Origin of the sequence: Cryobacterium sp. Y29, assembly GCF_002929825.1 — a bacterium.
Lineage (GTDB): Bacteria > Actinomycetota > Actinomycetes > Actinomycetales > Microbacteriaceae > Cryobacterium.
The window spans coordinates 62,631-85,888 of the sequence record NZ_PJJN01000030.1; the positions used below are offsets into that span (position 1 = coordinate 62,631).

22 protein-coding genes are annotated in these 23,258 nt (G+C 65.2%); 15 read left to right on the plus strand and 7 right to left on the minus strand.

Going from position 1 to position 23,258, the window contains the following annotated elements; genetic code table 11:
- Positions 1-2: 2 nt before the first annotated feature.
- The 5 genes from CXY74_RS06250 to CXY74_RS06270 form a co-directional block, all read right to left on the minus strand.
- Complete coding sequence (locus tag CXY74_RS06250; protein WP_104199636.1) at positions 3-764, minus strand: succinate dehydrogenase iron-sulfur subunit; 762 nt, start codon at positions 762-764, stop codon at positions 3-5.
- Positions 764-2,590 carry a succinate dehydrogenase flavoprotein subunit gene (gene sdhA, locus CXY74_RS06255; RefSeq protein ID WP_104199637.1) on the minus strand — a complete coding sequence of 609 codons (1,827 nt, stop codon included), beginning with the start codon at positions 2,588-2,590 and terminating at the stop codon, positions 764-766. The genes CXY74_RS06250 and sdhA overlap by 1 nt, the downstream gene beginning before the upstream one ends.
- Before the next feature lie 17 nt (positions 2,591-2,607).
- Entirely contained in the window at positions 2,608-3,060 is a 453-nt protein-coding gene (locus CXY74_RS06260) for a succinate dehydrogenase hydrophobic membrane anchor subunit (protein ID WP_104199638.1), read from the minus strand.
- An 11-nt stretch (positions 3,061-3,071) separates the two neighbouring features.
- On the minus strand, positions 3,072-3,485 hold the full coding sequence (gene sdhC / locus CXY74_RS06265) for a succinate dehydrogenase, cytochrome b556 subunit (protein WP_104127400.1): 414 nt from the start codon (positions 3,483-3,485) through the stop codon (positions 3,072-3,074).
- Between the two features lie 110 nt (positions 3,486-3,595).
- Positions 3,596-4,780, minus strand: coding sequence for a glycosyltransferase family 1 protein (locus tag CXY74_RS06270; protein WP_104199639.1), 1,185 nt, complete (start codon positions 4,778-4,780; stop codon positions 3,596-3,598).
- 96 nt (positions 4,781-4,876) lie between these two features.
- On the opposite strand from CXY74_RS06270, the gene CXY74_RS06275 reads away from it, so the two are divergent.
- The 11 genes from CXY74_RS06275 to CXY74_RS06320 all read left to right on the plus strand — a co-directional run bounded on the left by CXY74_RS06275 (position 4,877) and on the right by CXY74_RS06320 (position 16,641).
- Positions 4,877-5,998, plus strand: a complete 1,122-nt coding sequence (locus tag CXY74_RS06275) for a mannose-1-phosphate guanylyltransferase (RefSeq protein WP_104199640.1) — start codon at positions 4,877-4,879, stop codon at positions 5,996-5,998.
- A 61-nt stretch (positions 5,999-6,059) separates the two neighbouring features.
- On the plus strand, positions 6,060-7,121 hold the full coding sequence (locus tag CXY74_RS06280; protein ID WP_104199641.1) for a BMP family protein: 1,062 nt from the start codon (positions 6,060-6,062) through the stop codon (positions 7,119-7,121).
- 142 nt (positions 7,122-7,263) lie between these two features.
- On the plus strand, positions 7,264-8,364 hold the full coding sequence (locus CXY74_RS06285; protein ID WP_104199642.1) for a BMP family protein: 1,101 nt from the start codon (positions 7,264-7,266) through the stop codon (positions 8,362-8,364).
- Positions 8,365-8,525: 161 nt separating this feature from the next.
- The gene (locus tag CXY74_RS06290; protein WP_104199643.1) at positions 8,526-10,088 is read left to right on the plus strand and encodes an ABC transporter ATP-binding protein; all 1,563 of its coding nucleotides are present in this window, start codon (positions 8,526-8,528) and stop codon (positions 10,086-10,088) included.
- Positions 10,085-11,380 (plus strand): ABC transporter permease, encoded by a 1,296-nt coding sequence (locus tag CXY74_RS06295; protein WP_104199644.1) that lies wholly within the window; start codon positions 10,085-10,087, stop codon positions 11,378-11,380. Before CXY74_RS06290 ends, CXY74_RS06295 begins: the two co-directional genes overlap by 4 nt.
- Positions 11,377-12,663: an ABC transporter permease gene (locus CXY74_RS06300; protein ID WP_104199645.1), complete on the plus strand. Its 1,287-nt coding sequence runs from the start codon at positions 11,377-11,379 to the stop codon at positions 12,661-12,663. Before CXY74_RS06295 ends, CXY74_RS06300 begins: the two co-directional genes overlap by 4 nt.
- Positions 12,660-13,088: a cytidine deaminase gene (locus CXY74_RS06305; protein WP_104199646.1), complete on the plus strand. Its 429-nt coding sequence runs from the start codon at positions 12,660-12,662 to the stop codon at positions 13,086-13,088. The genes CXY74_RS06300 and CXY74_RS06305 overlap by 4 nt, the downstream gene beginning before the upstream one ends.
- Entirely contained in the window at positions 13,085-14,389 is a 1,305-nt protein-coding gene (locus tag CXY74_RS06310) for a thymidine phosphorylase (RefSeq protein ID WP_104199647.1), read from the plus strand. The genes CXY74_RS06305 and CXY74_RS06310 overlap by 4 nt, the downstream gene beginning before the upstream one ends.
- A 317-nt stretch (positions 14,390-14,706) precedes the next feature.
- A complete protein-coding gene (locus CXY74_RS17275; protein WP_146070067.1) occupies positions 14,707-14,991 on the plus strand; it encodes a hypothetical protein in 285 nt (94 codons plus the stop codon).
- 53 nt (positions 14,992-15,044) lie between these two features.
- On the plus strand, positions 15,045-15,608 hold the full coding sequence (locus tag CXY74_RS06315; protein ID WP_146070068.1) for a DUF559 domain-containing protein: 564 nt from the start codon (positions 15,045-15,047) through the stop codon (positions 15,606-15,608).
- Positions 15,609-15,654: 46 nt separating this feature from the next.
- Entirely contained in the window at positions 15,655-16,641 is a 987-nt protein-coding gene (locus CXY74_RS06320) for an aldo/keto reductase (protein ID WP_104199649.1), read from the plus strand.
- A 417-nt stretch (positions 16,642-17,058) separates the two neighbouring features.
- Here the strand turns inward: CXY74_RS06320 and CXY74_RS06325 are convergent, their stop codons facing one another.
- Both CXY74_RS06325 and CXY74_RS06330 read right to left on the minus strand, forming a co-directional pair.
- Entirely contained in the window at positions 17,059-17,874 is an 816-nt protein-coding gene (locus CXY74_RS06325; protein ID WP_104199650.1) for an aldo/keto reductase, read from the minus strand.
- Between the two features lie 23 nt (positions 17,875-17,897).
- Positions 17,898-19,106 (minus strand): MFS transporter, encoded by a 1,209-nt coding sequence (locus CXY74_RS06330; RefSeq protein WP_104199651.1) that lies wholly within the window; start codon positions 19,104-19,106, stop codon positions 17,898-17,900.
- 152 nt (positions 19,107-19,258) lie between these two features.
- On the opposite strand from CXY74_RS06330, the gene CXY74_RS06335 reads away from it, so the two are divergent.
- Genes CXY74_RS06335 through CXY74_RS06350 form a run of 4 tightly spaced genes read left to right on the plus strand, consistent with a single transcriptional unit; the run spans position 19,259 to position 23,191 of the window.
- Positions 19,259-20,236, plus strand: coding sequence for a siderophore-interacting protein (locus tag CXY74_RS06335; RefSeq protein ID WP_104199652.1), 978 nt, complete (start codon positions 19,259-19,261; stop codon positions 20,234-20,236).
- A complete protein-coding gene (locus tag CXY74_RS06340) occupies positions 20,233-21,285 on the plus strand; it encodes an iron ABC transporter permease (protein ID WP_104199653.1) in 1,053 nt (350 codons plus the stop codon). Before CXY74_RS06335 ends, CXY74_RS06340 begins: the two co-directional genes overlap by 4 nt.
- Positions 21,285-22,340, plus strand: coding sequence for an iron chelate uptake ABC transporter family permease subunit (locus CXY74_RS06345; protein ID WP_233193254.1), 1,056 nt, complete (start codon positions 21,285-21,287; stop codon positions 22,338-22,340). The genes CXY74_RS06340 and CXY74_RS06345 overlap by 1 nt, the downstream gene beginning before the upstream one ends.
- Entirely contained in the window at positions 22,340-23,191 is an 852-nt protein-coding gene (locus CXY74_RS06350) for an ABC transporter ATP-binding protein (protein ID WP_104199654.1), read from the plus strand. Before CXY74_RS06345 ends, CXY74_RS06350 begins: the two co-directional genes overlap by 1 nt.
- Positions 23,192-23,258: the final 67 nt, after the last annotated feature.

The window sequence follows — 23,258 nt, forward strand, 5'->3', positions numbered from 1 at the left end:
AGCTACGCCTTGCCGCGCATAATGGCCTGCTTGACCTCGGAGATGGCCTGGGTCACTTGGATGCCGCGGGGGCAGGCTTCCGTGCAGTTGAAGGTCGTGCGGCAACGCCACACGCCCTCCTTGTCGTTGAGAATGTCGAGGCGCACGGCTGCATTCTCATCGCGGGAGTCGAAGATGAACCGGTGCGCGTTGACGATCGCGGCCGGGCCGAAGTACTGGCCGTCGGTCCAAAAGACCGGGCAGCTCGACGTGCACGCTGCGCACAGAATGCACTTCGTGGTGTCGTCGAAGCGAGCGCGCTGGGCGACCGTCTGAATGCGCTCCTTGCCCTTGGCCGGCGTGACGCTGTTCATGAGGAACGGCTGCACCGCCTTGAACGAGTCGAAGAACGGCTCCATGTCAACGATGAGGTCCTTCTCCAACGGCAGGCCTTTGATGGCCTCCACGTAGATGGGCTTCGTGATATCGAGGTCCTTCATGAGCGTCTTGCAGGCCAGACGGTTGCGGCCGTTGATGCGCATGGCATCCGAGCCGCAGACGCCGTGCGCGCACGAGCGGCGGAAGGTCAACGAGCCGTCCTGCTCCCATTTGATCTTATGCAGGGCATCGAGCACGCGGTCGGTCGGGTACATCTGCACGTCGAAGTCCTGCCAGTGCGGCTCGTCGTCGACCTCCGGGTTGAACCGACGAATAATGAGCGTCACCGTGAAGGACTTGATCTCCTCGGGAACGACGGGCTTCTGATCAATCGTGGCGGAACTCACTAGTACTTCCTCTCCATCGGCTGGTAACGGGTGATGACAACCGGTTTCCAGTCGAGTTTGATGTGGTCGGCGGCATCCGCGCTCATGGCGTCACCTTTGAGGTAGGCCATGGTGTGCTTGAGGTAGTTCTCGTCGTCGCGCACGAGGTAATCCTCACGCTGGTGTCCGCCCCGGCTTTCCTTGCGGTTGCGGGCGGAGTAGACGACAACCTCAGCGAGGTCGAGCAAGAAACCCAGTTCGACCGCCTCGAGCAGGTCGGTATTGAACCGACGGCCCTTGTCTTGCACACCGATGTTCTTGTAACGCTGGCGCAGCAGGTGGATGGTCTCGGTGACTTCGGCGAGGGACTCGTCGGTGCGGAACACCTGAGCCTTCTTATCCATTTCTTCCTGCAGAATCTTGCGGAGCACGGCGATGCGTTCGGTTCCCGTCGATGAGCGGATACCTTCCAGCAGTTCGCGCACCTCCTTGGCCGGGTCTTCCGGCAGCGGAACGAACTCGGCCGTCTTGACGTACTCGACCGCGTTGATGCCGGCGCGCTTGCCGAACACGTTGATGTCCAGCAGCGAGTTGGTGCCGAGACGGTTGGAGCCGTGCACCGAGACGCAGGCACATTCACCGGCGGCGTACAGGCCGGGAACGACCTGCTCGTTGTTGCGCCAGACTTCGGCCTTCACGTTGGTGGGGATGCCGCCCATCGCGTAGTGCGCGGTCGGCATGACCGGTACCGGCTCGGTGACCGGGTCGACGCCGAGATAGGTGCGGGCGAACTCGGTGATGTCGGGCAGCTTCGTCTCGAGCAGTTCCTTGCCAAGGTGCGTGCAGTCGAGGTACAGGTAGTCCTTCTCCGGCCCGGCGCCGCGACCCTCCGCGACCTCCTTGAGCATGCAGCGCGAGACGATGTCGCGCGGGGCGAGGTCCTTGATGGTCGGCGCATAGCGTTCCATGAAGCGCTCACCGGAGGCGTTCCGCAAAATGGCGCCCTCACCGCGGGCGCCCTCGGTCAAGAGGATGCCCAGCCCGGCCAGGCCGGTCGGGTGAAACTGGAAGAACTCCATGTCCTCGAGTGGAAGCCCCTTGCGCCAGACGATACCGACACCGTCACCGGTGAGGGTGTGCGCGTTCGACGTGGTCTTGTAGATCTTGCCGAAACCGCCGGTGGCGAAAATGAACGCCTTGCCCTGGAAGACGTGCAACTCGCCGGTCGACAGGTCGAGGGCAACCACGGCCGACGGCTGGTCGACACCATCGACGTTGGTCATGACGAGGTCGAGCACGTAGTACTCGTTGAAGAAGTTGATGCCGCGCTTGACGCAGTTCTGGTAAAGCGTCTGCAAAATCATGTGGCCGGTGCGGTCAGCGGCGTAGCAGGAGCGGCGAACCGGGCTCTTGCCGTGGTCGCGGGTGTGGCCGCCGAAACGACGCTGGTCGATCTTGCCCTCCGGGGTGCGGTTGAACGGCAAGCCCATGTTCTCGAGGTCGATGACGGCGTCGATGGCTTCCTTGGCCAGGATCTCGGCGGCGTCCTGGTCGACCAGGTAGTCGCCGCCCTTGATCGTGTCGAAGGTGTGCCATTCCCAGTTGTCTTCCTCGACGTTGGCCAGGGCCGCAGCCATGCCGCCCTGTGCCGCACCGGTGTGCGAGCGCGTTGGGTAGAGCTTGGAGATGACCGCTGTGCTGGCGTTGGGGCCGGCTTCGATGGCGGCGCGCATGCCAGCTCCCCCCGCTCCCACAATGACGATGTCGTGCTGGTGGTAGTGCACGCCGTCTACGACGGTGGACTCCGGAGCCGGATTGGGAACGGCGGGTGAAGTGGAAGAAGTCATATGTGTGTGTGCAGCTCCTAGAGGGACGTACAGAACGAGGCCACGAGGTCGGCGGGCGCACCGGCGGGGCAGGGATCGAAGGTGAACACCACGAGGGTGCCCAAGACGATCAGCGAGACAACACTGACCAGAATCGCAACCTTGAGGATGCCGCGGCTGGTTCGCGTGGTCGCGTAGTCATTGACGAGGGTGCGCATGCCGTTGCCGCCGTGAATCAGGGCGAGCCAGAGCATGATGACGTCCCAGACCATCCAGAACGGATTGGTCAGCTTGCCGGCGACGAACGCGAAGTTCAGGGCACTGACGCCCTCGCCGATCATGAGGTTGACGAACAGGTGGCCGAAAATGAGTACGACCAGCACGACGCCGGAGACACGCATGTAGATCCAGCCCCACTTTTCCCAGTTGACACCGCTCTTCTTTGTGGAGCGGCTGTATGGGCTGCGGGGAGCTTCGATTGTTGTAGTCATATGATCGCCCCCTAGTGGCTGAACACGTTGATGAGGTGGCGCGGCACGAAGCCCAGCATGGTGACGACCCACAGGCCGATGACGACGTAGAACAGCACCCGCTGGTACTTGGCGTTCCAGAAGTCGATCAGAATGATCCGCAGCCCGTTGAACGCGTGGAACACGATGGCTCCGACGAGTGCGACCTCACCGAGACCCATGATCGGCGTCTGGTACTGCGCGATAACCGCGTTGTACGCCTCGGGACTGACCCGCACGAGCGCCGTGTCGAGAATATGAACAAGCAGAAAGAAGAAAATCGCGACGCCCGTGATGCGGTGCAATACCCACGACCACATCCCCGTGTTACCCCGATACAGGGTGCCGGCGGGGCGACGTGACGTCGTCTTCTGCTGAGAATCTAGGGTTCCTGCCGTCTGTGGCATGAACAACCCTCCCTGGCTGAATAATGGCTCTCAAATGAGACCGAGAATGCGCTATAAGCACATGACATTATTCTACAAGCGCACCGCCCGCTCGTGTCAGTTAGGTTGCCCTAACGTTGCATCGAAGGTGGTATGTGCGTGCCGGCGCGCACGGCCAGACGTTCGTCGACGGCTTGCTCGTAGTACTCGACCAGTTCGGCGCAGACCGTCGGCCAGGAGCGCCCCAGCACTGCGCGACGCCCGGCTTCGCCCATGCGTGCCCGCAACATCGGATCACGTGCGAGCTGGTGCACCCAGTGCCGCAGGTCGTGATCGTCGTCCGGTCGAAACAGATAGCCGTTCACGCCGTGCGTCACGAGGTCGATCGGTCCGCCAGCGTGCGGGGCCACCACGGGCAGGCCGGCGGCGTGCGCCTCCTGCAGCGTCTGTCCAAAGGTTTCCTCGGTGCCCGCGTGCACGAACACGTCAAAGCTCGCGTAGGCAATGGCAAGTTCGCGGCCCGACAGGCGTCCCAGCCAGGTGACGGGCATACCCGAGAGAGCGCGCCGAATGGACGGGACGCTCGGCCCGTCCCCGACGAGTGCTAAACGGATGCCCGGCACCCCGCGCAGAGCACGCAGTCGCTCCACCTGCTTCTCCGGGGCCATGCGGCCGACATACCCGACAATCACGTCAGGCTCAGAGCCGTAGCCCGTGGGTGCGACGTGCTGCGGCGCAATTCGTTCCCGCAGGGCGGCGACCGCTGGGTCATTCTTCAGATTCGGGTGGAACCCGGCGAGATCGACTCCGCGAGTCCACATCGCCAGGCCGGGAACGCCGAGGCGCAGCAGGGCAGCCATCGACGAAGATGACGGAACGAGAGTGCGGGTGGCGCCCTCGTGCACCCACTTCACAAACCGCCAGGCCAGGGCCGTGGCGGGACCGAGGTGGTTTCGGTGCGCGTAGCCGGCGACATCCGTCTGAAAGATCGCGACCGAGGGAATGTCGAGACGGTTGGCGGCGCTGATGCCCTGGGCGCCGAGCAGAAACGGCGAGGCTGCGTGCAGTACATCGGGGCGAAAGTCAGCGAGTAACTTCTGCACCTGCGGGCTCGGCATGCCGACCGGAAACTCACGGTAGTTGACCGCCGAGACGGTATGCACCGGAAAACCGGCGTACTCGACGGGGGCGCCGTGGGGGGCGATGACCATGGCCTCGTGACCGGCGGCGGCCAGGTGCTCGAGTACCCGGCAGACGCTCGTGGTCACACCGCTCACGGTGGGGAGAAAACTTTCGCTGATTACTGCGATCCGCATGGTTTGAGAGTAAACAACAAGCATTGCCGCCGAGTAACGGGCGCATGAACAGCGCTCTCGCGCCGTCGTAGTGCGGGCGCCGGATAGTCTGGGCGCATGATTACGTCCACTGAGCCCATCGACCGCCTGTACAGCGTGATTCCCGCCGGCGGCATCGGTTCCAGGCTGTGGCCGCTATCGCGAGCGGATGCCCCCAAATTTCTGCACGACCTCACCGGGTCTGGACACACCCTGCTGCGCGACACCTGGGATCGCCTCGTTCCGCTTTCGAGCGAGCAGCGCATCATGGTGGTCACCGGTCGGGCGCACCGTGCTGCCGTTGAACAGCAGTTGCCCGAACTGACCGACCCGAACGTCGTTCTCGAGAGCGAACCGCGCGACTCGACCGCCGCGATCGGCCTCGCTGCAGCCATTTTGGAGCTGCGTGAACCCGGCGTGATCATCGGGTCGTTCCCCGCCGACCATGTCATCAAGGGCGACGCGCTGTTTCGTTCGGCGGTGCTGGAGGCGGTTGTCGCAGCGGACGCCGGTTACATCGTCACGATCGGCATTCAGCCGACCGAGCCCGCGATCGGCTTCGGTTACATCAAAAGCGCCGCTTCTCTGGCAATCGATGGGGCACCGAGCGCCCTGGCCGTTGACTCCTTCGTCGAAAAGCCCAGCCCCGATGTTGCGGAGCGCTACCTCGCCGACGGCCATCACTTGTGGAACGCTGGCATTTTCATTGCCCGTGCCGACCGCCTGCTGGCCGAGATTGAGGCGGCCGAGCCCGAGCTGCACGCCGGGCTTCTCGAACTGGCCGCCGCCTGGGATACCCCGGCCCGCGGCGCCGTCGTCGACCAAGTCTGGCCGCGCCTGAAGAAGATCGCCATCGACTACTCGGTCGCTGAACCGGCTGCCGCCGCCGGCAAGCTCGTGGTGATCCCCGGCCAATTCGACTGGGACGACGTGGGCGATTTCGCGTCGATCGCCAAGCTGCACTCGGGCGGACGCAAGGCCAACCTGGCCATCCTCGGCGAGGGAGCACGCGTGCTCGCCGACTCGTCGAGCGGCATCGTGGTCAGCCACACCGGTCGTATGATCGCGCTCATCGGTGTCGAAGATATCGTCGTGATCGACACGCCTGACGCGTTGCTGGTCACGACGAGCGCGAACGCGCAGAAGGTCAAGGCGGTCGTCGACGCGCTGAAGCTCTCGGGTTCGAGCGACGTGCTCTAAACCGGTATCGGTGTTCGGCTCGCACTGACTAGAATTCCAGATCATGCTTAAGGGAGTCTTTATGCGTCACTTGATTGCTGTTTCTGCCCTCGCGGCATCCGCTCTGCTGTTGGCCGGGTGCGCGCAGGCGCCGACACCGACCGCGACAACGGATGCAACAGCGCCCGACTACTGCGCCCGCATGGTCACGAACTCGGGCGGTCTCGACGACCGGTCCTTCAACCAGTCCAGCTGGGAAGGGCTGCAGGAGGCGGCGACGAAGTACAGCATCGACACCGAGGCGATCGTGTCGACGTCGGAGACCGATCTGGCACCCAACGTGAGTCAAGCCGTCGCGACCGGATGCCAGTTCGTCCTCACCGTCGGCTTTGAACTCGCCGATGCCACGCTCGCCGAGGCAACGGCCAACCCCGACGTGCACTTCGCGATCGTCGACGAGGTCGTCGATGCGCCCAACGTGAAACCGATCGTCTTCGACACCGCGCAGGCGTCCTTTCTGGCCGGCTACCTAGCGGCCGGCGTGAGCAAGACCGGGATTGTAGCCACCTTCGGCGGCGGCAACCAGCCGCCCGTCACCCTGTTCATGGACGGTTTCGTCGACGGCGTCGCCATGTACAACGACAAGCACACAGCTGCCGTGCAGGTGCTCGGCTGGAACAAGGACACCCAGGACGGCAGCTTCACCGGCGATTTCGAAGACGTCAACAAGGGCAAGGCATTCGCCCAGGCGTTCATCGACCAGGGTGCTGACGTCATTTTGCCGGTGGCCGGCCAGGTCGGGCAGGGCGCCGCCGCCGCCGCCGTCGAGACACCGGGAATTTCTATTATTTGGGTCGATAACGATGGCTATGTCACCCTGCCTGCACAATTCCAGTCTGTCGTTCTCACGAGTGTGCTGAAGAACACCTCGGCCGCTGTTGTGGAAACCATCGGATCCGACCTGGACGGCACCTTCGACAACACGGCTTTCGTGGGCACGTTGAAGAACGGCGGCGTCGAGATCGCCGACTTCCACGACCTGGCTTCGCTGGTCACGCCTGAACTGAGTGCCGAGCTCGACCAGATCAGAGCCGCGATTGTAGCCGGGATCATCGCCGTAGAGGGCCCCAGTACACCCCAATAGGGAAAGAATCGTCTCGGCAATGTCGCGGCTTGGTAACGACTCGCGCGCGCACCCATAATGCTCATCCGCGCACCAAGACATTGGGTAACGTGGATCGCACCACGCCCGTGCGATCTCGCTGGGCAGCACCCAGGAGGTCCTCTTGACAATTTCGACCCGTAAGACCGCACTTGCCGGTCTTGCAATGTTCGGTACCGTGGCGATGCTGGCCGCCTGTGCTCAGGCGCCCGCTACGACCGACAACAATTCCGCTGCGGCCAGCGACTTTCTGCCCTGCATCGTGTCCGACTTCGGCGGCTTCGACGACAAGTCGTTCAACCAGTCGAGCTTCGAGGGCATAAGCCAGGCCGCCGACGAAATCAGCGGGGAGTTCAAGCAGGCGGAGTCCAAGTCGGCCGACCAGTACGTGAGCAACGTGAGCAGCATGGTCGATCAGGGCTGCAACTTCATTCTTAACGTGGGGTTTGCGCTCGCCAACGCCACCCGCGATGCGGCCAAAGCCAACCCCGACGTGCAGTTTGCCCTGATCGACTCGGCGATCTCCAACGATGACTTCAGTCCGCTCGTGCTCGACAACGTGAAGCCGGTGCTCTATGACACCGCCCAGGCTGCCTACCTCGCGGGCTACCTCGCCGCCGGCACCACCACGACCGGGACCGTCGGTACCTATGGCGGACAGCAGTTCCCCTCCGTCACCATCTTCATGGACGGCTTCGTCGACGGCGTCGCGCACTACAACGAGGTCAAGGGCGCAGACGTCAAGGTTCTCGGCTGGGACAAGGCCGCACAAGCAGGCTTGTTTGCGGGCAGCTTCGACGACATCGCCAAGGGCAAGACCATCAGCCAGGGCCTCATCGACGCGGGCGCCGACATCATCCTGCCCGTCGCCGGACCGCTCTTCCAGGGCACCGCGCAGGCCATCCAAGACTCCGGCAAGGACGTCGCCATCATCGGCGTCGACTCCGACCTCTTCGAGACCTCGCCCGAGTTCGCCTCCATGTATCTCACCTCGGTCATGAAGCAGATGACGGATGCCACCAAGAAGATCACCGTGGACGCCTCCAAGGGTGACTACACCTCGGAGGCCTACGTCGGCACCCTGGAGAACAAGGGAGTGCTCCTCGCGCCCCTTCATGAGTGGGAGTCCAAGGTCGACCCGGCAATCATGACCGAGATCGACGCCATTACCGCCGACATCATCAGCGGCACGATCGTCATCGAGTCACCCGCCACACCGAAGTAAAACACCGACGACGCCGGGGAGGACAGCTCACGCTGGCCTCCCCGGCGTCGTTCCGCGTTCCCGACAGCGGGCGCCGGTGCGACAGAGCCTCCTCGTCACCCGGCCCCCGCTGAACTGAGTCGCCGCGTCGCTGGCGGCGTCCGCTCAATAGAATTGGACTCATGAAGCTCGAACTCCGCGGCATCACCAAGAGGTTCGGCGCCCTGGTTGCCAATGACCGAATCAGCCTTACCGTCGAGGCTGGTGAAATTCACGCGCTGCTCGGCGAGAACGGCGCCGGCAAATCCACCCTGATGAACGTGCTCTACGGCCTGTATCGGGCCGAAGAGGGCGAGATTCTGCTCGACGGCATAGCCCAGCATTTCAGTGGGCCCGGCGACGCCATGAACGCGGGCATCGGGATGGTGCACCAGCATTTCATGCTCATCCCCGTGTTTACCGTCGCCGAGAACGTGATGCTCGGACACGAGGAAACGCGCTCCGGCGGCCGCCTCGATCTTCCCGCCGCCCGAAAGCGCGTGCGTGAGATCTCGGACCGGTTCGGATTCGACGTCGATCCCGACGCGCTCGTGGAAGACCTGCCCGTTGGCGTGCAGCAGCGGGTAGAGATCATCAAGGCGCTCTCCCGGGACGCGAAGGTGCTCGTTTTCGACGAGCCCACTGCCGTGCTCACCCCGCAGGAGACCGACGAGCTCATGGCCATCATGCGCCAGCTGAAGAGCACGGGCACCTCCATCGTCTTTATCACGCACAAACTGCGGGAAGTGCGCGAAGTCGCCGACCGTATCACGGTCATCCGCCTCGGCGCGGTCGTGGGCGAAGCCAGCCCTACCGCGACCAACGAAGAACTGGCCACGCTGATGGTGGGCCGCGCGGTCGATCTCACCGTGGAGAAGACCGAGGCCGCGCCCGGTGAGGCGGCCTTGGTCGTGACCAACCTCACGGTGCACGATGCGTCGGGCCACGTCGTCGTCGACGATGTGAGTTTCACGGTCGCCGTCGGCGAGATCCTCGCCATTGCCGGGGTGCAGGGAAACGGTCAGACTGAACTGACCGAGGCCCTGATGGGGCTCCAGCCGCGGGTCACCGGCGGGGTCACCCTCGACGGCGTGAGCCTGCGCGGCCGCACGGTACGCCAAGTGCTCGATGCCGGCGTCGGCTTCGTGCCGGAGGACCGGACCGAAGATGGCCTGGTCGGCCAGTTCACCATCGCCGAGAACCTCATGCTCGACCGTTCGTACACCGAGCCGTTCGTCAAACGTTTCAACGTGCAGCTCGAGTACCTCTCCCGCTTCGCCACCGAGAAAGTCGCCGAGTTCGACGTGCGGTCGCAGGGAATCGACACCCCCGTCGCTCGACTCTCTGGCGGCAACCAGCAGAAGGTCGTACTCGCCCGCGAGCTCAGCCGCTCCCTGCGCCTGTTCATCGCCGCCCAGCCCACCCGGGGGCTTGACGTGGGTTCCATCGAGTTCGTGCACGATCGCATCGTTGCCACCCGGGATGCGGGCACGCCGGTCATCGTGATCTCTACCGAGCTCGACGAGGTGGCGGCACTCGCCGACCGCATCATGGTCATGTACCGCGGCCGCATCGTCGGTATCGTGCCCGGCCTGACCCCTCGCTCCGTGCTGGGGCTCATGATGGCCGGCGAAGTGCCCGACCCGGCCGGTCCCACGAATACGCCCGACACCGATACGCCACGTACAGAAGGAGCTGCCGCATGAGCGACAGTCAGACTCCCGCCCCGAGCACCCCAGCAGCAGGCACTCCCGACTCCGCGACGCGCGGCTCGGCTCCCCACACGCCGGAACAGTCGCGCTGGCACAGCGTATTCCGGGAAATCACGACGGGGAGCGCTCTCATCTCGGTGCTCGCCGTCCTGCTTGCACTCGTGGTGGGCGCGGTGATGATCGCGTTCACCAATAAAGACGTGCAGGCCGCGTCCGGCTACTTTTTCTCGCGCCCCGCCGATACCGTCTCCGCCATTTGGCAGGCCGTGAGCGGTGCGTACTCTGCCCTGTTCCAAGGGTCGATTTACAACTTCCGCCGCCCCGATTTCGCCGACGGCATCAAGCCCCTCACGGAGACGCTCACCTTCGCCACGCCGCTGATCGCGGCGGGGCTCGGTGTGGCCCTCGGCTTCCGGGTGGGCTTGTTCAACATTGGGGGGCGTGGGCAGATGCTCATCGCTGCGGCCATTGGCGGCTGGGTAGCCTTCGCCGTCGACCTGCCCTATGGCATCCACCTCGTTGCCGCGCTTGTGGCTGGCATCCTCGGCGGCGCGCTCTGGGGCGGTCTGGTGGGCCTCTTGAAGGCCCGTACCGGCGCCCACGAAGTGATCACGACCATCATGCTCAACTACGTTGCTTTCTACCTCGTCAGCTACCTCCTGCGCGACGGGTTTCTCAAGACACCCGGCTCGAACAACCCGCAGAGCCCCGCCACTCAGCCGACCGCTATCTTTCCCGACCTGCTCGGACCAAACTACAATCTGCACTTCGGCTTCGTGCTGGTGATCGGTGCGACGGTGTTCACCTGGTGGCTGCTCAGCCGCTCCAACATTGGCTTCCAGTTTCGCGCCGTGGGTGAGAACCCCAACGCCGCGCGGGTCGCGGGCATCAGCGTGCAGCGCATGTACGTCTACGCCATGTTGTTCTCCGGTGGCCTCGTGGGGCTGGCCGGAATCAACCAGGTGCTCGGTACCACGACGAGCGGTTTCGGCGCCGGAATCGACTCCGGAATCGGCTTCGACGCGATCACGGTCGCCCTGCTTGGTCGTTCCAAACCGTGGGGTGTCTTCGCCGCCGGCATCCTCTTCGGTGCCTTCAAGGCCGGTGGATTCTCGATGCAGGCCGCCGAGGGCGTGCCGATTGACATTGTGCTCGTGGTGCAGTCCCTCATCGTGCTCTTCATCGCCGCGCCGCCGCTCGTGCGCACTATCTTCCGTCTGCCCACACCCGGCGCTCTTCCCCGCCGCCAACGGCCCATCATCACCAAAGAGGCGGCAGCTAAATGAGCGTCATTGCCCCCAGCGTTCCACGCACCCCGTCAGCCCTGAGCGGTAACACGGCGCTGGTGAGCTGGAAAGCACCGATCGCCCTCGCGATCTTCACGGCCCTCGGCATCCTGCTGCTCGTCGTTTTCGCGAGGGACGGGATAAGCACCATGCGTCTGTCGACCTCGACCGACCTCCTCCAGCTGCCCGAGGTCGAGCTGCCGACCCGGGCCACCGGCATCGTCGTCACCCTCATCCTCGCCCTGATCACCGGCTGGAGCTCGTGGCTCGTGCGCTCGTCGAAGAAGACGCCGATCTGGTTGATCAGTGTGTTCGCGTTCCTCTTCCTGGTCGGCTTTTTGGCCTGGGCATCAGCGGGAAACACCATCCCGGTTCCCGGCCTCTTGTTCGGCTCGCTCAGCCTCGCCGTTCCGCTGATCTTCGGCGCCCTCGGTGGAGTTATTTCTGAGCGCGTCGGCGTGGTCAATGTCGCTATCGAGGGCCAGCTGCTCGCCGGTGCTTTCACGTCAGCACTCGTGGCCTCGCTCACCGGTTCGGCCATCGCCGGCCTGTTCGCCGCCATGGCCGCCGGTGTGCTCGTTTCATTCGTGCTCGCTGCGTTCTCCATCAAGTATTTCGTCGATCAGGTTATCGTCGGTGTCGTGCTCAATGTGCTCGTCACGGGCTTCACCGGGTTTCTGTTCTCGCAGCTTCTGGCCCCGAACGCGGACCGGCTCAACCAGCCTCCGCGCTTCGACCGCATCGACATCCCGCTGCTGAGTGAAATCCCTGTTATCGGACCGGTGTTCTTTCGCCAGACGCTCATCGTGTACATCATGTACGTGGCCGTTGCGGCGGTGTATTACGGCATTTTCCACACCAAGTGGGGCCTGCGCCTTCGCGCCGTGGGGGAGCATCCGCAGGCCGCCGATACCGTCGGCATCAACGTGGCGGCCACCCGCTTCTGGAACGTGTCGCTGGCCGGCGCCATCGCGGGTCTCGGTGGCGCCTACTTCACCCTGGGCTCGGTGGGAGCGTTTGGCAAGGAGATGACGGCCGGAGCCGGGTTCATCGCCCTCGCCGCGGTGATCTTCGGCCGCTGGGATCCCATTCGCGCCACCCTCGCCGCTTTGTTGTTCGGCTTCGCGAGCAATCTGCAGAACGTGCTCAGTATTATCGGCTCGCCCGTGCCGAGCGAGTTCATGCTCATGCTGCCCTACCTCGTGACGATATTTGCCGTGGCTGGCCTCGTAGGCAAATCGCGGGGCCCGGCAGCATCCGGCAAACCGTATATAAAATCATGACCCGGGCCGACGTGGTCAACTGGGCCGCCCTGCGTGAGGTCGCCCTCGCCGCCATGAAGACGGCCTACGTGCCGTACTCGAAGTTTCCGGTCGGTGTTGCCGCGCTCGTCACAGACGGGCGAGTCATCAGCGGATGCAACGTGGAGAATGCCTCCTACGGCCTCACCCTCTGCGCCGAGTGCGGTCTGGTGTCGGCGCTGCATCGCAGCGGCGGTGGCCAGCTCGTCGCGTTCACCTGCGTCGACGGCAACGGCAACATTCTCATGCCGTGCGGTCGCTGCCGGCAGCTGCTCTACGAACACTCCGCGCCGGGCATGCTGCTCGAAACGGTGTCGGGGGTCAAAACCATCGACGAGGTGCTCCCCGACGCCTTCGGACCTCGCCAACTCGCCGACTACCGCGCTGCCAAGGATTTTACGCCATGACCACCATCGAAGCGTTTGACGCCGTCGACCTCATTCACACCAAGCGCGATCGCGGCGAGCTCAGTGAGCCGCAGATCAACTGGCTGATCGACGCCTACACGCGTGGTTTTGTCGGTGATGAGCAGATGGCCGCCATGACCATGGCCATCTTTCTGAACGGCATGAGCCGTCACGAGATTCGCGCCCTCACCATGGCCATGCTCGCGAGCGGTGAACGCATGAGCTTCGATGGCCTCGGCAAGCCGACCACCGACAAGCACTCCACCGGCGGTGTCGGCGACAAGATCACCCTGCCACTGATGCCGCTCGTCGCGGTGTTCGGCGCGGCCGTTCCGCAACTCTCCGGCCGTGGCCTCGGCCACACCGGCGGCACCCTCGACAAGCTCGAGTCCATTCCGGGCTGGCGTGCCAACCTCACCAACACCGAGATGCTCACGCAGTTGCAGGAGATCGGCGGTGTGGTGTGCGCGGCCGGCAGCGGATTGGCCCCGGCCGACGGCAAGCTCTACGCCCTGCGCGACATCACCGGCACGGTCGAGTCGATTCCGCTGATCGCATCGTCGATCATGTCGAAGAAGATCGCCGAGGGCACCCGTGCACTCGTGCTCGACGTGAAGTTCGGCTCCGGCGCCTTTCTCAAAGACATCGAGCGGTCGCGGGAACTGGCCCGCACGATGGTCGAGCTCGGCGAAGATGCCGGGGTGGCGACATCCGCTTTGCTGACCAACATGAACGTGCCGCTGGGACGTGCGATCGGTAACGCCAACGAGGTGCGCGAGTCGGTCGAGGTGCTCGCCGGCGGCGGACCTTCCGACGTGGTCGAGCTCACGGTGGCTCTCGCCGAGGAGATGCTGTCCCTGGCCGGAATCACCGACGTCGACGTGGGCGCGGCCCTCACGGATGGCCGGGCCATGGATAAGTGGCGCGCGGTGATTCGGGCGCAGGGCGGCGACCCGGATGCCGCGTTGCCGGTCGCCCGCGAAACCCACGTCGTGCTCGCCGAGAGGAGCGGCGTGCTGGTCGAACAGCAGGCACTGCCCTTCGGCATCGGCGCCTGGCGGCTCGGGGCTGGCCGGGCCCGCAAGCAGGATCCCGTGCAGCATGCCGCCGGAATCGACCTGCACGCCAAGCCCGGTGATACCGTCGTCGAAGGCCAGCCGCTCTTCACGCTCAGTGCCGACGAGCCGGCGCGGTTCGCCCGGGCGCTCGAGGCCGTTGCTGGTGCCTGGCGCATCGATGATCCGGGGGAGCCCGTGCACACCGGCGGTCCGCTGATCGCGGAGCGCATCGGGAGTCGCTAGCGACGTCACCCGCGTGCCCAGCGCCCTGTCGTGCACCAGTGGTAGCGCAAGGTGCCATCTCTGGCCCCTTGATCTTGGTGAGGTGCCACTTTCGACCCCTTGGTGAGCTTTCATGGGGCTAAAGGTGGTATCTCGGTCGGGTCGGGCAGAGCTCTTCGGGCTAAAGGTGGCATCTCGCTCGGGTCGGGCAGTGCTCTTCGGGATAAAGGTGGCATCTCGCCTGGGTCACGCGAGGTTGCTGGGCGAGATCGCATACGACTGCCTGCAACCCTGTGGATAACTGCCGGGCCGATCGCCGACCGTGGCACTCTCAGGCCATGCATATCCAAACTTCCCTCCCTCCCGGCTTCGAGTCGGGAGCGTTCACCTGTGCCGAGGCGCTGGCAGCGGGTATCTCGGCCAAGCGCCTGCGCTCGCGCGATGTTGATCATCCGTTCTGGGGGATCTGCGTTGCGGCTGGCAGCGTTCAGAACCTGCAAGACCGTTGCCGGGCATTTCAACAACGGATGCCTGCAGGCGCCTTTTCAGCCATGCCACTGCTGCCCGCCTGTACGGGGTACCTCTGCCAGCAGGACTCGAAGCTGACCTGCGTATCCACGTGACAGTGGTGGACCCGGATCGGGCTCCGCGAGCAGCGGGGGTCATCGGACATCATGTGGCGAATCTTCCTGGAGTGGGCACCGTCGCCGGGATTCCGGTGCTCGCGCCGATTTCGGCGTGGTGCCAGTTGGCATCCGTTCTGGAATTGAACGATCTGGTGGCCGCTGGAGATCATCTACTGCGCGCCGAGCTTGGACTTGCGACGGCCGTGGAGATTGCCGCGCGGGTTGTCCAGTACGCAGGGCATCGGGGCGCCCTGCGATTGTGCGCGGCTGAGGCACTGATTCGGCCTCGCGTTGAATCCAGGCGGGAAACTTTCCTGCGCCTGTTTCTTCTGATGTGTGAGTTTCCTGAACCGGAAACAAACATGGATGTTCCATTGCCGCTCGGTAAGCGACGCGTGCGTGGCGATCTCGTCTACTTTCGCTATAAGGTCTTGGTGGAATACGACGGGGAGCAGCACCGCACCGACGACGTGCAGTACAACCGCGATGCCGAACGCCTGCACGATCTGCGTGTGGCGGGCTGGCTGGTGATCACGGTGCGGAAGGGGTCGTCGAAGGAATGGGTGCGTGATGCCGTTGATGCGGCGCTGCGGTCGCGAGGGTGGCGCCCGTAGCTTCGCCGCCATCACAAAACGGGGCGCCTGTGCCTAAGCTCGGGGTATGCAAAAACGAATCCTCGGAAGAACCGGCCGCACTGTTTCCGTGATCGGTCTCGGAACCTGGCAGCTCGGGGGCGATTGGGGCGCCGTGACTGATGCCGATGGAGCTGCTGTGCTGGCGGCATCCGCTGATGCCGGCGTCACGTTCTTCGACACAGCGGACGTCTATGGTGACGGCCGCAGCGAGCGTTTGATCGGGCAGTTTCTTGCGAACGACGCTTCAGGTGCTGAAATCACCGTCGCCACCAAAATGGGCCGCCGGGCCGAACAGCTGCCGGAGAATTTCGTGCTGGCCAATTTTCGCGAGTGGACCGACCGGTCGCGGACCAACCTCGGCATGGACACCCTCGACCTCGTGCAACTGCACTGCCCGCCAGGCGCGGTCTTTGAATCCGGCGAGGTGTACGACGCGCTCGACACCCTCGTCAGCGAGGGCGTCATCAAAAATTATGGTGTGAGCGTGGAGACCTGCGACCAGGCGCTCGCCGCGATCAGCCGCCCGGGCGTCGCCACGGTGCAGATCATCCTGAACGCTTTTCGGCTCAAGCCGCTCGACGAGGTGCTGCCGACTGCGCGCGCCGCCGGAGTTGGTATCATCGCCCGGGTTCCGCTGGCCAGCGGGCTGCTGACCGGCAAATATTCCCACGAGACCGTATTCGCCGAAAGTGACCACCGCAACTTCAACCGCGACGGCAGCCACTTCGACGTCGGTGAGACCTTCTCCGGCGTCGACTTCGAGGTCGGCCTGCAGGCCGCCACCGAATTCGCTGCCCTGGCTCCGGCCGGCCTCACCCCGACCCAGGCCGCACTGGCCTGGGTCGCCCAGATCGATGGTGTGAGCGCCGTCATTCCGGGAGCCCGCTCGGTCGCGCAAGCGCAGGCCAATGCCGCGGCCGGCCTGGCCGAGCCGCTCGGCGTCGCCTTCAACGAGGGCGTTCAGGACATCTACGACCGGCTCCTGCGGGAGCAGATCCACCCGCGCTGGTGAATGCGACCGGCCCCGGTTGAGCCCGGGATCAGCCGGTCACTCCAATGCGTCAGAGTCGCGGCGGCTGTCAACAGACCGGCTTCGGATCGATCGCGCCTGCAGGCACGCAGCTCGCAGCTCGCAGTCCGCGGAGTCAGCTGGTGGGCCACCGGCAGGATCATGGCTGCAGTCGCCGCGCATGACGTGATTCGGCAGAGCGGCGGGAGAACCACTGGCCGTGATGACCAAACCTTGCAATTCACTATGAACGGAGTACGGTTCGTCTACGGGTTTTGGTCCATTGAGTATCTCGTGTGGCTGGGGTCCGTTGTGCAGACTGGGAACCCTGTCACTGGTTCGATGCCGGTTGCAACATGGATTGATGAGCGTTCGGGCCTGCGACCAGCTTCCGCGGTTCCGGGCTCGGCCCGCGGCCGCTCAGTCGAGGTCGTCGGGGTCCTTTCCGGTGCGCTCGCCGCTGTCGAGTGCCGCAATCGCCGCAAGATCCTGCGGGTCGAGCACAATGTCGAACACGTCGATGTTGGCGCGAATGCGCGCCGGTGTGACCGACTTGGGAATGACAATGTTGCCGAGCGACAGGTGCCAGGCGATCACGATCTGCGCCGCCGACTTGCCGTGCCTGGCGCCGATCGCGTCGAGGATCGGGTTGCCGATCGCGCGCCCTCGGGCCAGGGGTGACCACGCTTCGGTACGGATGCCGTGGGCCGCGTCATACACGCGCACCTTGGTTTGCGGCAACCACGGGTGCAACTCCACTTGGTTGAGCACGGGCACGACCTCGGTCTCGGCCAGGAGCCGGTCGAGGTGGTGCGGGTGAAAATTGGAAACGCCGATCGAGCGGGCCCGGCCCGTGGCGCGGATCGCTTCGAGGGCGCGATAGGTGTCGACATAGCGGTTCTGCTTCGGGGCCGGCCAGTGGATCAGGTACAGGTCGACGTAGTCCAGGCCCAGCTTGGCGAGGCTCTCGTCGAAGGCTTTTACAGTTTCGGCGTAGCCGTGGCGGTCATTCCAGACCTTGGTCGTCACGAACACGTCTTCCCGAGGCACGCCGGAACGCGTGAGTCCCTGCCCGACGCCGACCTCGTTCTCGTAGAGCGCGGCGGTGTCGACGTGACGGTACCCGGCGTCGAGCGCGACCTGCACGGTCTCGGCGGCGAGGTCATCCGCTACCTTGTACACCCCGAGACCGAGCTGGGGAATCAGGTGGCCGTCGTTGAGGGTGAGTGAGTTCATCCCCTCATGCTAGGAGAACTGAGCTAGGAAACCTGCACCTGAATGGGCTCGGTATCGGGGATGGGGCTGATGTCCCGGCCACGCAGGTCGGGGTGCCAGCGACGACCGAGTGCGGGAATGATGCAGCCGAGGGCGGCAAAGGCCGCCGCGACATAGATCGCGGAGACCGGCCCGGAGTGGTCGATGGAAAAGCCCGCGATGGCGGATCCCATGGCGGCGCCGATCAACTGGCCGGTACCGACCCAGCCGTAGGCCTCGGCGGTGTCGCTGAACTTCACGCTCGCCGAGACGATGCCGAACAAGACGGCGAAGGCGGGAGCGATGCCGACCCCGGCCACGAGCAAGGCCAGGGACAGCCACCAGAAGGTGAGCCAGAGGCTCGCCAGGGCAAGTCCGATCGTGACGATCAGCATGCGGGCGGCTAGTGCCCACGGTCCGATCGGGGCGTGGCCGAGCGCGAGGCCACCGATGAGGGAGCCGATCGCGAAGATGCCCAGCACCCAGCCAGCGTCGGCGCTGCCGTGCCCGAACACCGCGACCACTCCGGCTTCGACGGCGGCGCAGGCGGCTACGAGGGTGAACCCGACGATGGTGCTGAGCAGCACTGCGGGTTTTTTCAGCACCACACCGAGCTTGCGGCGGCTGCGCGGAATGCGCACCCGTCCCACCTCCGGCAGGGAGACGAACCAGATTCCGCCGGCGACCAGAAAGAATGCGGCGAGCAGGATGCCCGCGGTCGTCGAAACCTGCAGCGCCACGAAGGTCGCGATGACGGGGCCGAGTACCCAGATGATCTCCTGCGCCGAGGCGTCGAGTGAGAACAGCGGGGTGAGCTGGCGAGAGTTGACGATTTTGGGATAAATGGTGCGCACGGCCGGCTGAATCGGCGGCGTTGACAGGCCGGCCACGAATCCGATGAGCATGAGGCTCAGCACCGACAGCGGAACCAGCGCCATAACGACGATCGACACCGCGCAGATGAACATGGTCGCGATGATTACCGGGCGCATGCCGAGCTGTCCCATCAGACGGCTGGTGAGGGGCCCCGCGATGGCCTGGCCGATGCTCATTGCGCCGAGAACCAGCCCGGCAGCGCCATAGGAATCAAAGATCTGCTCAATGTGAATGAGAAAGGCGAGTGAGAGCATGCCGAACGGAAAACGGGCCGTCAGCTGCGCGCCAATCAGGCGGGACACGCCGGGTGTGCGCAGGAGCGTCCAGTAACTTTTCACAATGATTTCAGTCTACGGTCGTGCGCTTCGAAAACCGGGGCGTCGCAACTGGGACGCTAAGACTGGAGCAAACCGGGGGAGACGGGTGGCCATGCTGGGGTCCTATGCGAGAGAGCCGCCCACTGTGAGGCAAGGCATGCCATACTTAGGTAATGCTTACCTTACCGATTCGGACCGGCTTGGGGGCAGCGGCGGTCACTGACCGCCCGGCTTACCGGCCCTACCGGGTCACCGTGGCCGGCATCCGCTCGCTGAGTGAGCATTTCACCCGGGTGACGTTTTTCGGTGCGCAGTTCGATACCTTCGGCACTGCGGGGCTCGATCAGCGCGTCAAAATAGTGTTGCCGCTGCCCGGCCGCGGCCTCTGTGATTTCGGCGAAGATGATGATCGCGCCGGCGCCGACGGCACCTGGTACGACCGCTGGCGTGCGTTGCCCGACGCCGACCGTAACCCCCTTCGCACCTACACGATTCGAGCAGTGCGCCCCGAACAGCGCGAGATCGATGTGGATTTCGTGACCCACTCCGGCCACGGCGCCCTCGGGCCGGCCGCGCGCTGGCTGCAGGCTGCGTCCATCGGGAGTGACGTTGTCATCGTCGGCCCCGACGAACGCAGCCCGGATCGTGCGATCGGCCTCGACTGGCACCCGGCCCACGCGACCGACCTGCTGCTGGCCGGTGATGAAACCGCAGCCCCCGCTATCTGTAGCATCCTCGAGAGCCTGCCCGCTGGCCGCCGTGCCCGCGCCTTCATCGAAGTGCCTGTCGAAGCGGATGCTCTGCCCCTCGTGTTACCGACCGGTTGCGAGATCACGTGGCTGGGTCGCAACACAGCGCCGCACGGAGAACGCCTGGATGAAGCCGTGCGCGACTGGGTCGCCGACAACGGCGCGCTCATCAATCTGGCGGTCGCCGCACACGCGCAGCCGCTCGTCGAGGTCGACGTGGACTGCGACCGGCTCTGGGAATCACCGGACGACGAAAGCGGCACCGGTTTCTACGCCTGGCTTGCAGGCGAATCCGGCATGATCAAACTGCTGCGACGTTTTCTGGTGAGCGAGACCGGCATCGACCGTTCACGGGTGGCTTTCATGGGCTACTGGCGGCGGGGCCGGTCCGAAGCTCAATGACCCGGGCTCTCGAACGACCTGCACCCGCTGCGCCGGCGCCGGCCAGCGTTCACCCGCGCCGCGTCGTCATCGGCTTCATCATGGCCCTCGTGCTGCTGGGGCTCAGCATCGCCGCGTCGCTCCTTGTCGGCACCCGCGAGATCTCCCCGGTCACCCTGTGGAGCGCGCTGGTCAACCCGCACCGCGCCCTGACCGACCACACCGTCATTCTCGACCTGCGCGTGCCGCGCACGGTCGTGGGTCTACTGGCCGGCCTCGCCCTCGGCCTGGCCGGCGCCCTCATGCAGGGCGTCACCCGCAACCCGCTCGCCGACCCCGGCCTACTCGGCGTCAATGCCGGAGCCTCCCTGTTCGTCGTTGCCGGCATCGCCTGGTTCGGCGTGACTTCCTCGCTCGGCTACGTCTGGTTCGCCTTCGCCGGCGCCGCCGTTGCGGCAACGATCGTCTACCTGATCGGATCGCTCGGCCATGAAGGCGCAACGCCGGTGAAGCTCGCCCTCGCCGGAACCGCGCTGACGGCAGCGTTCACCTCGCTCATCACGATCGTGCTGCTGGCCGACTCCGAAGCTTTCGACCGCTACCGATTCTGGGCGGCCGGCTCTCTCGTCGCCCGCGGCCTCGACGCCGCACTGCCGCTGGCCCCGTTCATCCTGGTCGGGACGGTTCTCGCCATCGTGGCGGCCCGCATGCTCAATGCCCTCGCCCTCGGCGACGATCTCGCCCGTGGTCTCGGCCAGAATCTGGTCACCGCTCGCATCGTCTGCGCCGTCGCGATCGTGCTGCTGTGTGGCTCGGCGACCGCGATGGCCGGTCCGATCGTGTTCGTCGGCCTCGCCGTGCCGCACGTGGCCCGCTGGATCACCGGCCCCGACTACCGGCTCATCATCGTGTTCTCCGCTTTCTTCGGGCCCACCCTGCTCGTCACGGCGGACGTACTCGGCCGCATCGTCGCCCAGCCGGGGGAGATCGAGGCCGGCCTCGTCGTCGCGTTCCTCGGGGCACCGGTACTCATTGCCCTTGTGCGCCGTGTGAAGCTGGCCGGTCTGTGATGACCACCCGCAGCGAGATGAAAACGGATGTCGCGTCCCTCAGCCACGCGCGCGCCCGGCAGAGCAGGCGCGAGGGGCGGCTCGTGCTCGCGCTGCTCGGTGCCCTCGTTCTCGTGGCCGCCCTCAGCCTGGCGGTCGGCGCGTACTCGCTGAGCGTGCCCGACCTGCTGCGCACCCTCACCGGTCAGGGCACCCAGAGCGAGAACTTCATCGTGCTCTCGCTGCGCCTACCCCGGCTGACCCTCGCCGTGCTGGTCGGGGTAGCGTTCGCGATCTCCGGCGCGCTGTTCCAGACCGTACTGCGCAATCCGCTCGCGAGCCCCGACATCATCGGGGTCACCGGGGGAGCGAGCGCCGCCGCGGTGTTCGGCATGCTCATCCTCGGTTTCGGAAGCGTCGCCACCTCCCTCGCTGCGTGTGCCGGCGCCAGCATCGTTGCCTGCGCCATCTACCTGCTGGCTTGGCGCGGCGGCGTGGTCGGCTACCGCTTCGTGCTCATCGGCGTTGGCGTCGCGTTCATGGTTCAAGGACTGCTCGGCTATTTATTGTCCCGCGCCGATCTCAACGACGCCCAGGGCGCCCTGCTCTGGCTGGTCGGCAGCGTCAGCGGCGCCGGATGGCGAGACATCGCCCTCGTGGCCGTCGTGCTGCTCGCGCTGCTGCCCGTCATTCGTGTGCTGAGCGGGCGCCTACGCGTACTGCAACTCGGCGATGACCTCGCCACGAGCCTCGGCGTCGGTGCCGAACGCACCAGGCTCGCGCTGCTCGTGGTCGCTGTCGCGCTCGCCGCGTCGGCGACCGCCGCCGTCGGCCCGCTTGCCTTCGTGGCGTTCGTGGCGGCACCGATCGCCCGGCGCCTGCTCGGCACCGGCGGTCTGGCCCTGATTCCCGCGGCGCTTATCGGAGCGCTTATCACGACCGTCGCCGACTTCACCGCCCAGCACCTGCTGCCCGGGCAGCTCGAGCTGCCCGCCGGAATCATCACGGGAGCCATCGGCGCCCCCTACCTGCTCTGGCTGCTCGCCACCAGCAACACAACCGGAAAGGGCGCCTGATGACTCACCTACTGCGTGCCGAGAATGTCAGTCTCGGCTATGACCACACTCCCATCATTGAAAACCTCGACCTTGAGATCGTTCCCGGTAAAGTCACGGTCATCGTCGGAGCCAACGCCTCGGGCAAGTCCACCCTGCTCAAAGGCCTCGCGCGCCTGCTGAAACCGGATACCGGCCAGGTCACCCTGGACGGGCGCAACATCGCCGCGCTCCCCGCAAAAAAGGTCGCGACCATCGTGGGCCTGCTGCCGCAACAGCCCATCGCACCCGACGGCATCACCGTGGCAGACCTCATCAGCCGCGGTCGCTACCCGCACCACGGGTGGTTTCGGCAGTGGTCGAGCACCGACGACGCGATCGTCGCCGCAGCAATGGCCGCCACCAACACCCACGAACTCGCCGCGCGCCGCCTCGAAGACCTCTCCGGCGGACAGCGCCAGCGCGTCTGGATCGCCATGGCGCTCGCGCAGGACCCCGAGATTCTGCTGCTCGACGAACCGACCACGTTTCTCGACGTGACCCACCAGATCGAGGTGCTCGACCTTCTGCTCGAGCGCAATCGCGAGCGCGGCACGACCGTCGTGATGGTGCTGCACGACCTCAACCTGGCCGCCCGCTACGCCGACCACCTCGTCGTCATGTGCGCCGGACGGATCGTGGCCAACGGAACGCCCGCCGAGACGCTCAACGCTGACACCGTGCGCACCGCCTTCGACCTCGACGCCACGATTGTGTCCGACCCGGTCTGCGGCGCGCCCATGGTCGTGCCGATCGGCCGGTTCCACGGACGTGTTCCGCCGGTGCTCACCGAGGCTGAACCGCCGCTGCTCTTCAGCGTCAGCACGTCATAAATTAGGGTAGGCTAACCTTATATTTGCGGGCTGCCTCGTCGCCCGCGCCCGACGACTGGAGAAATTC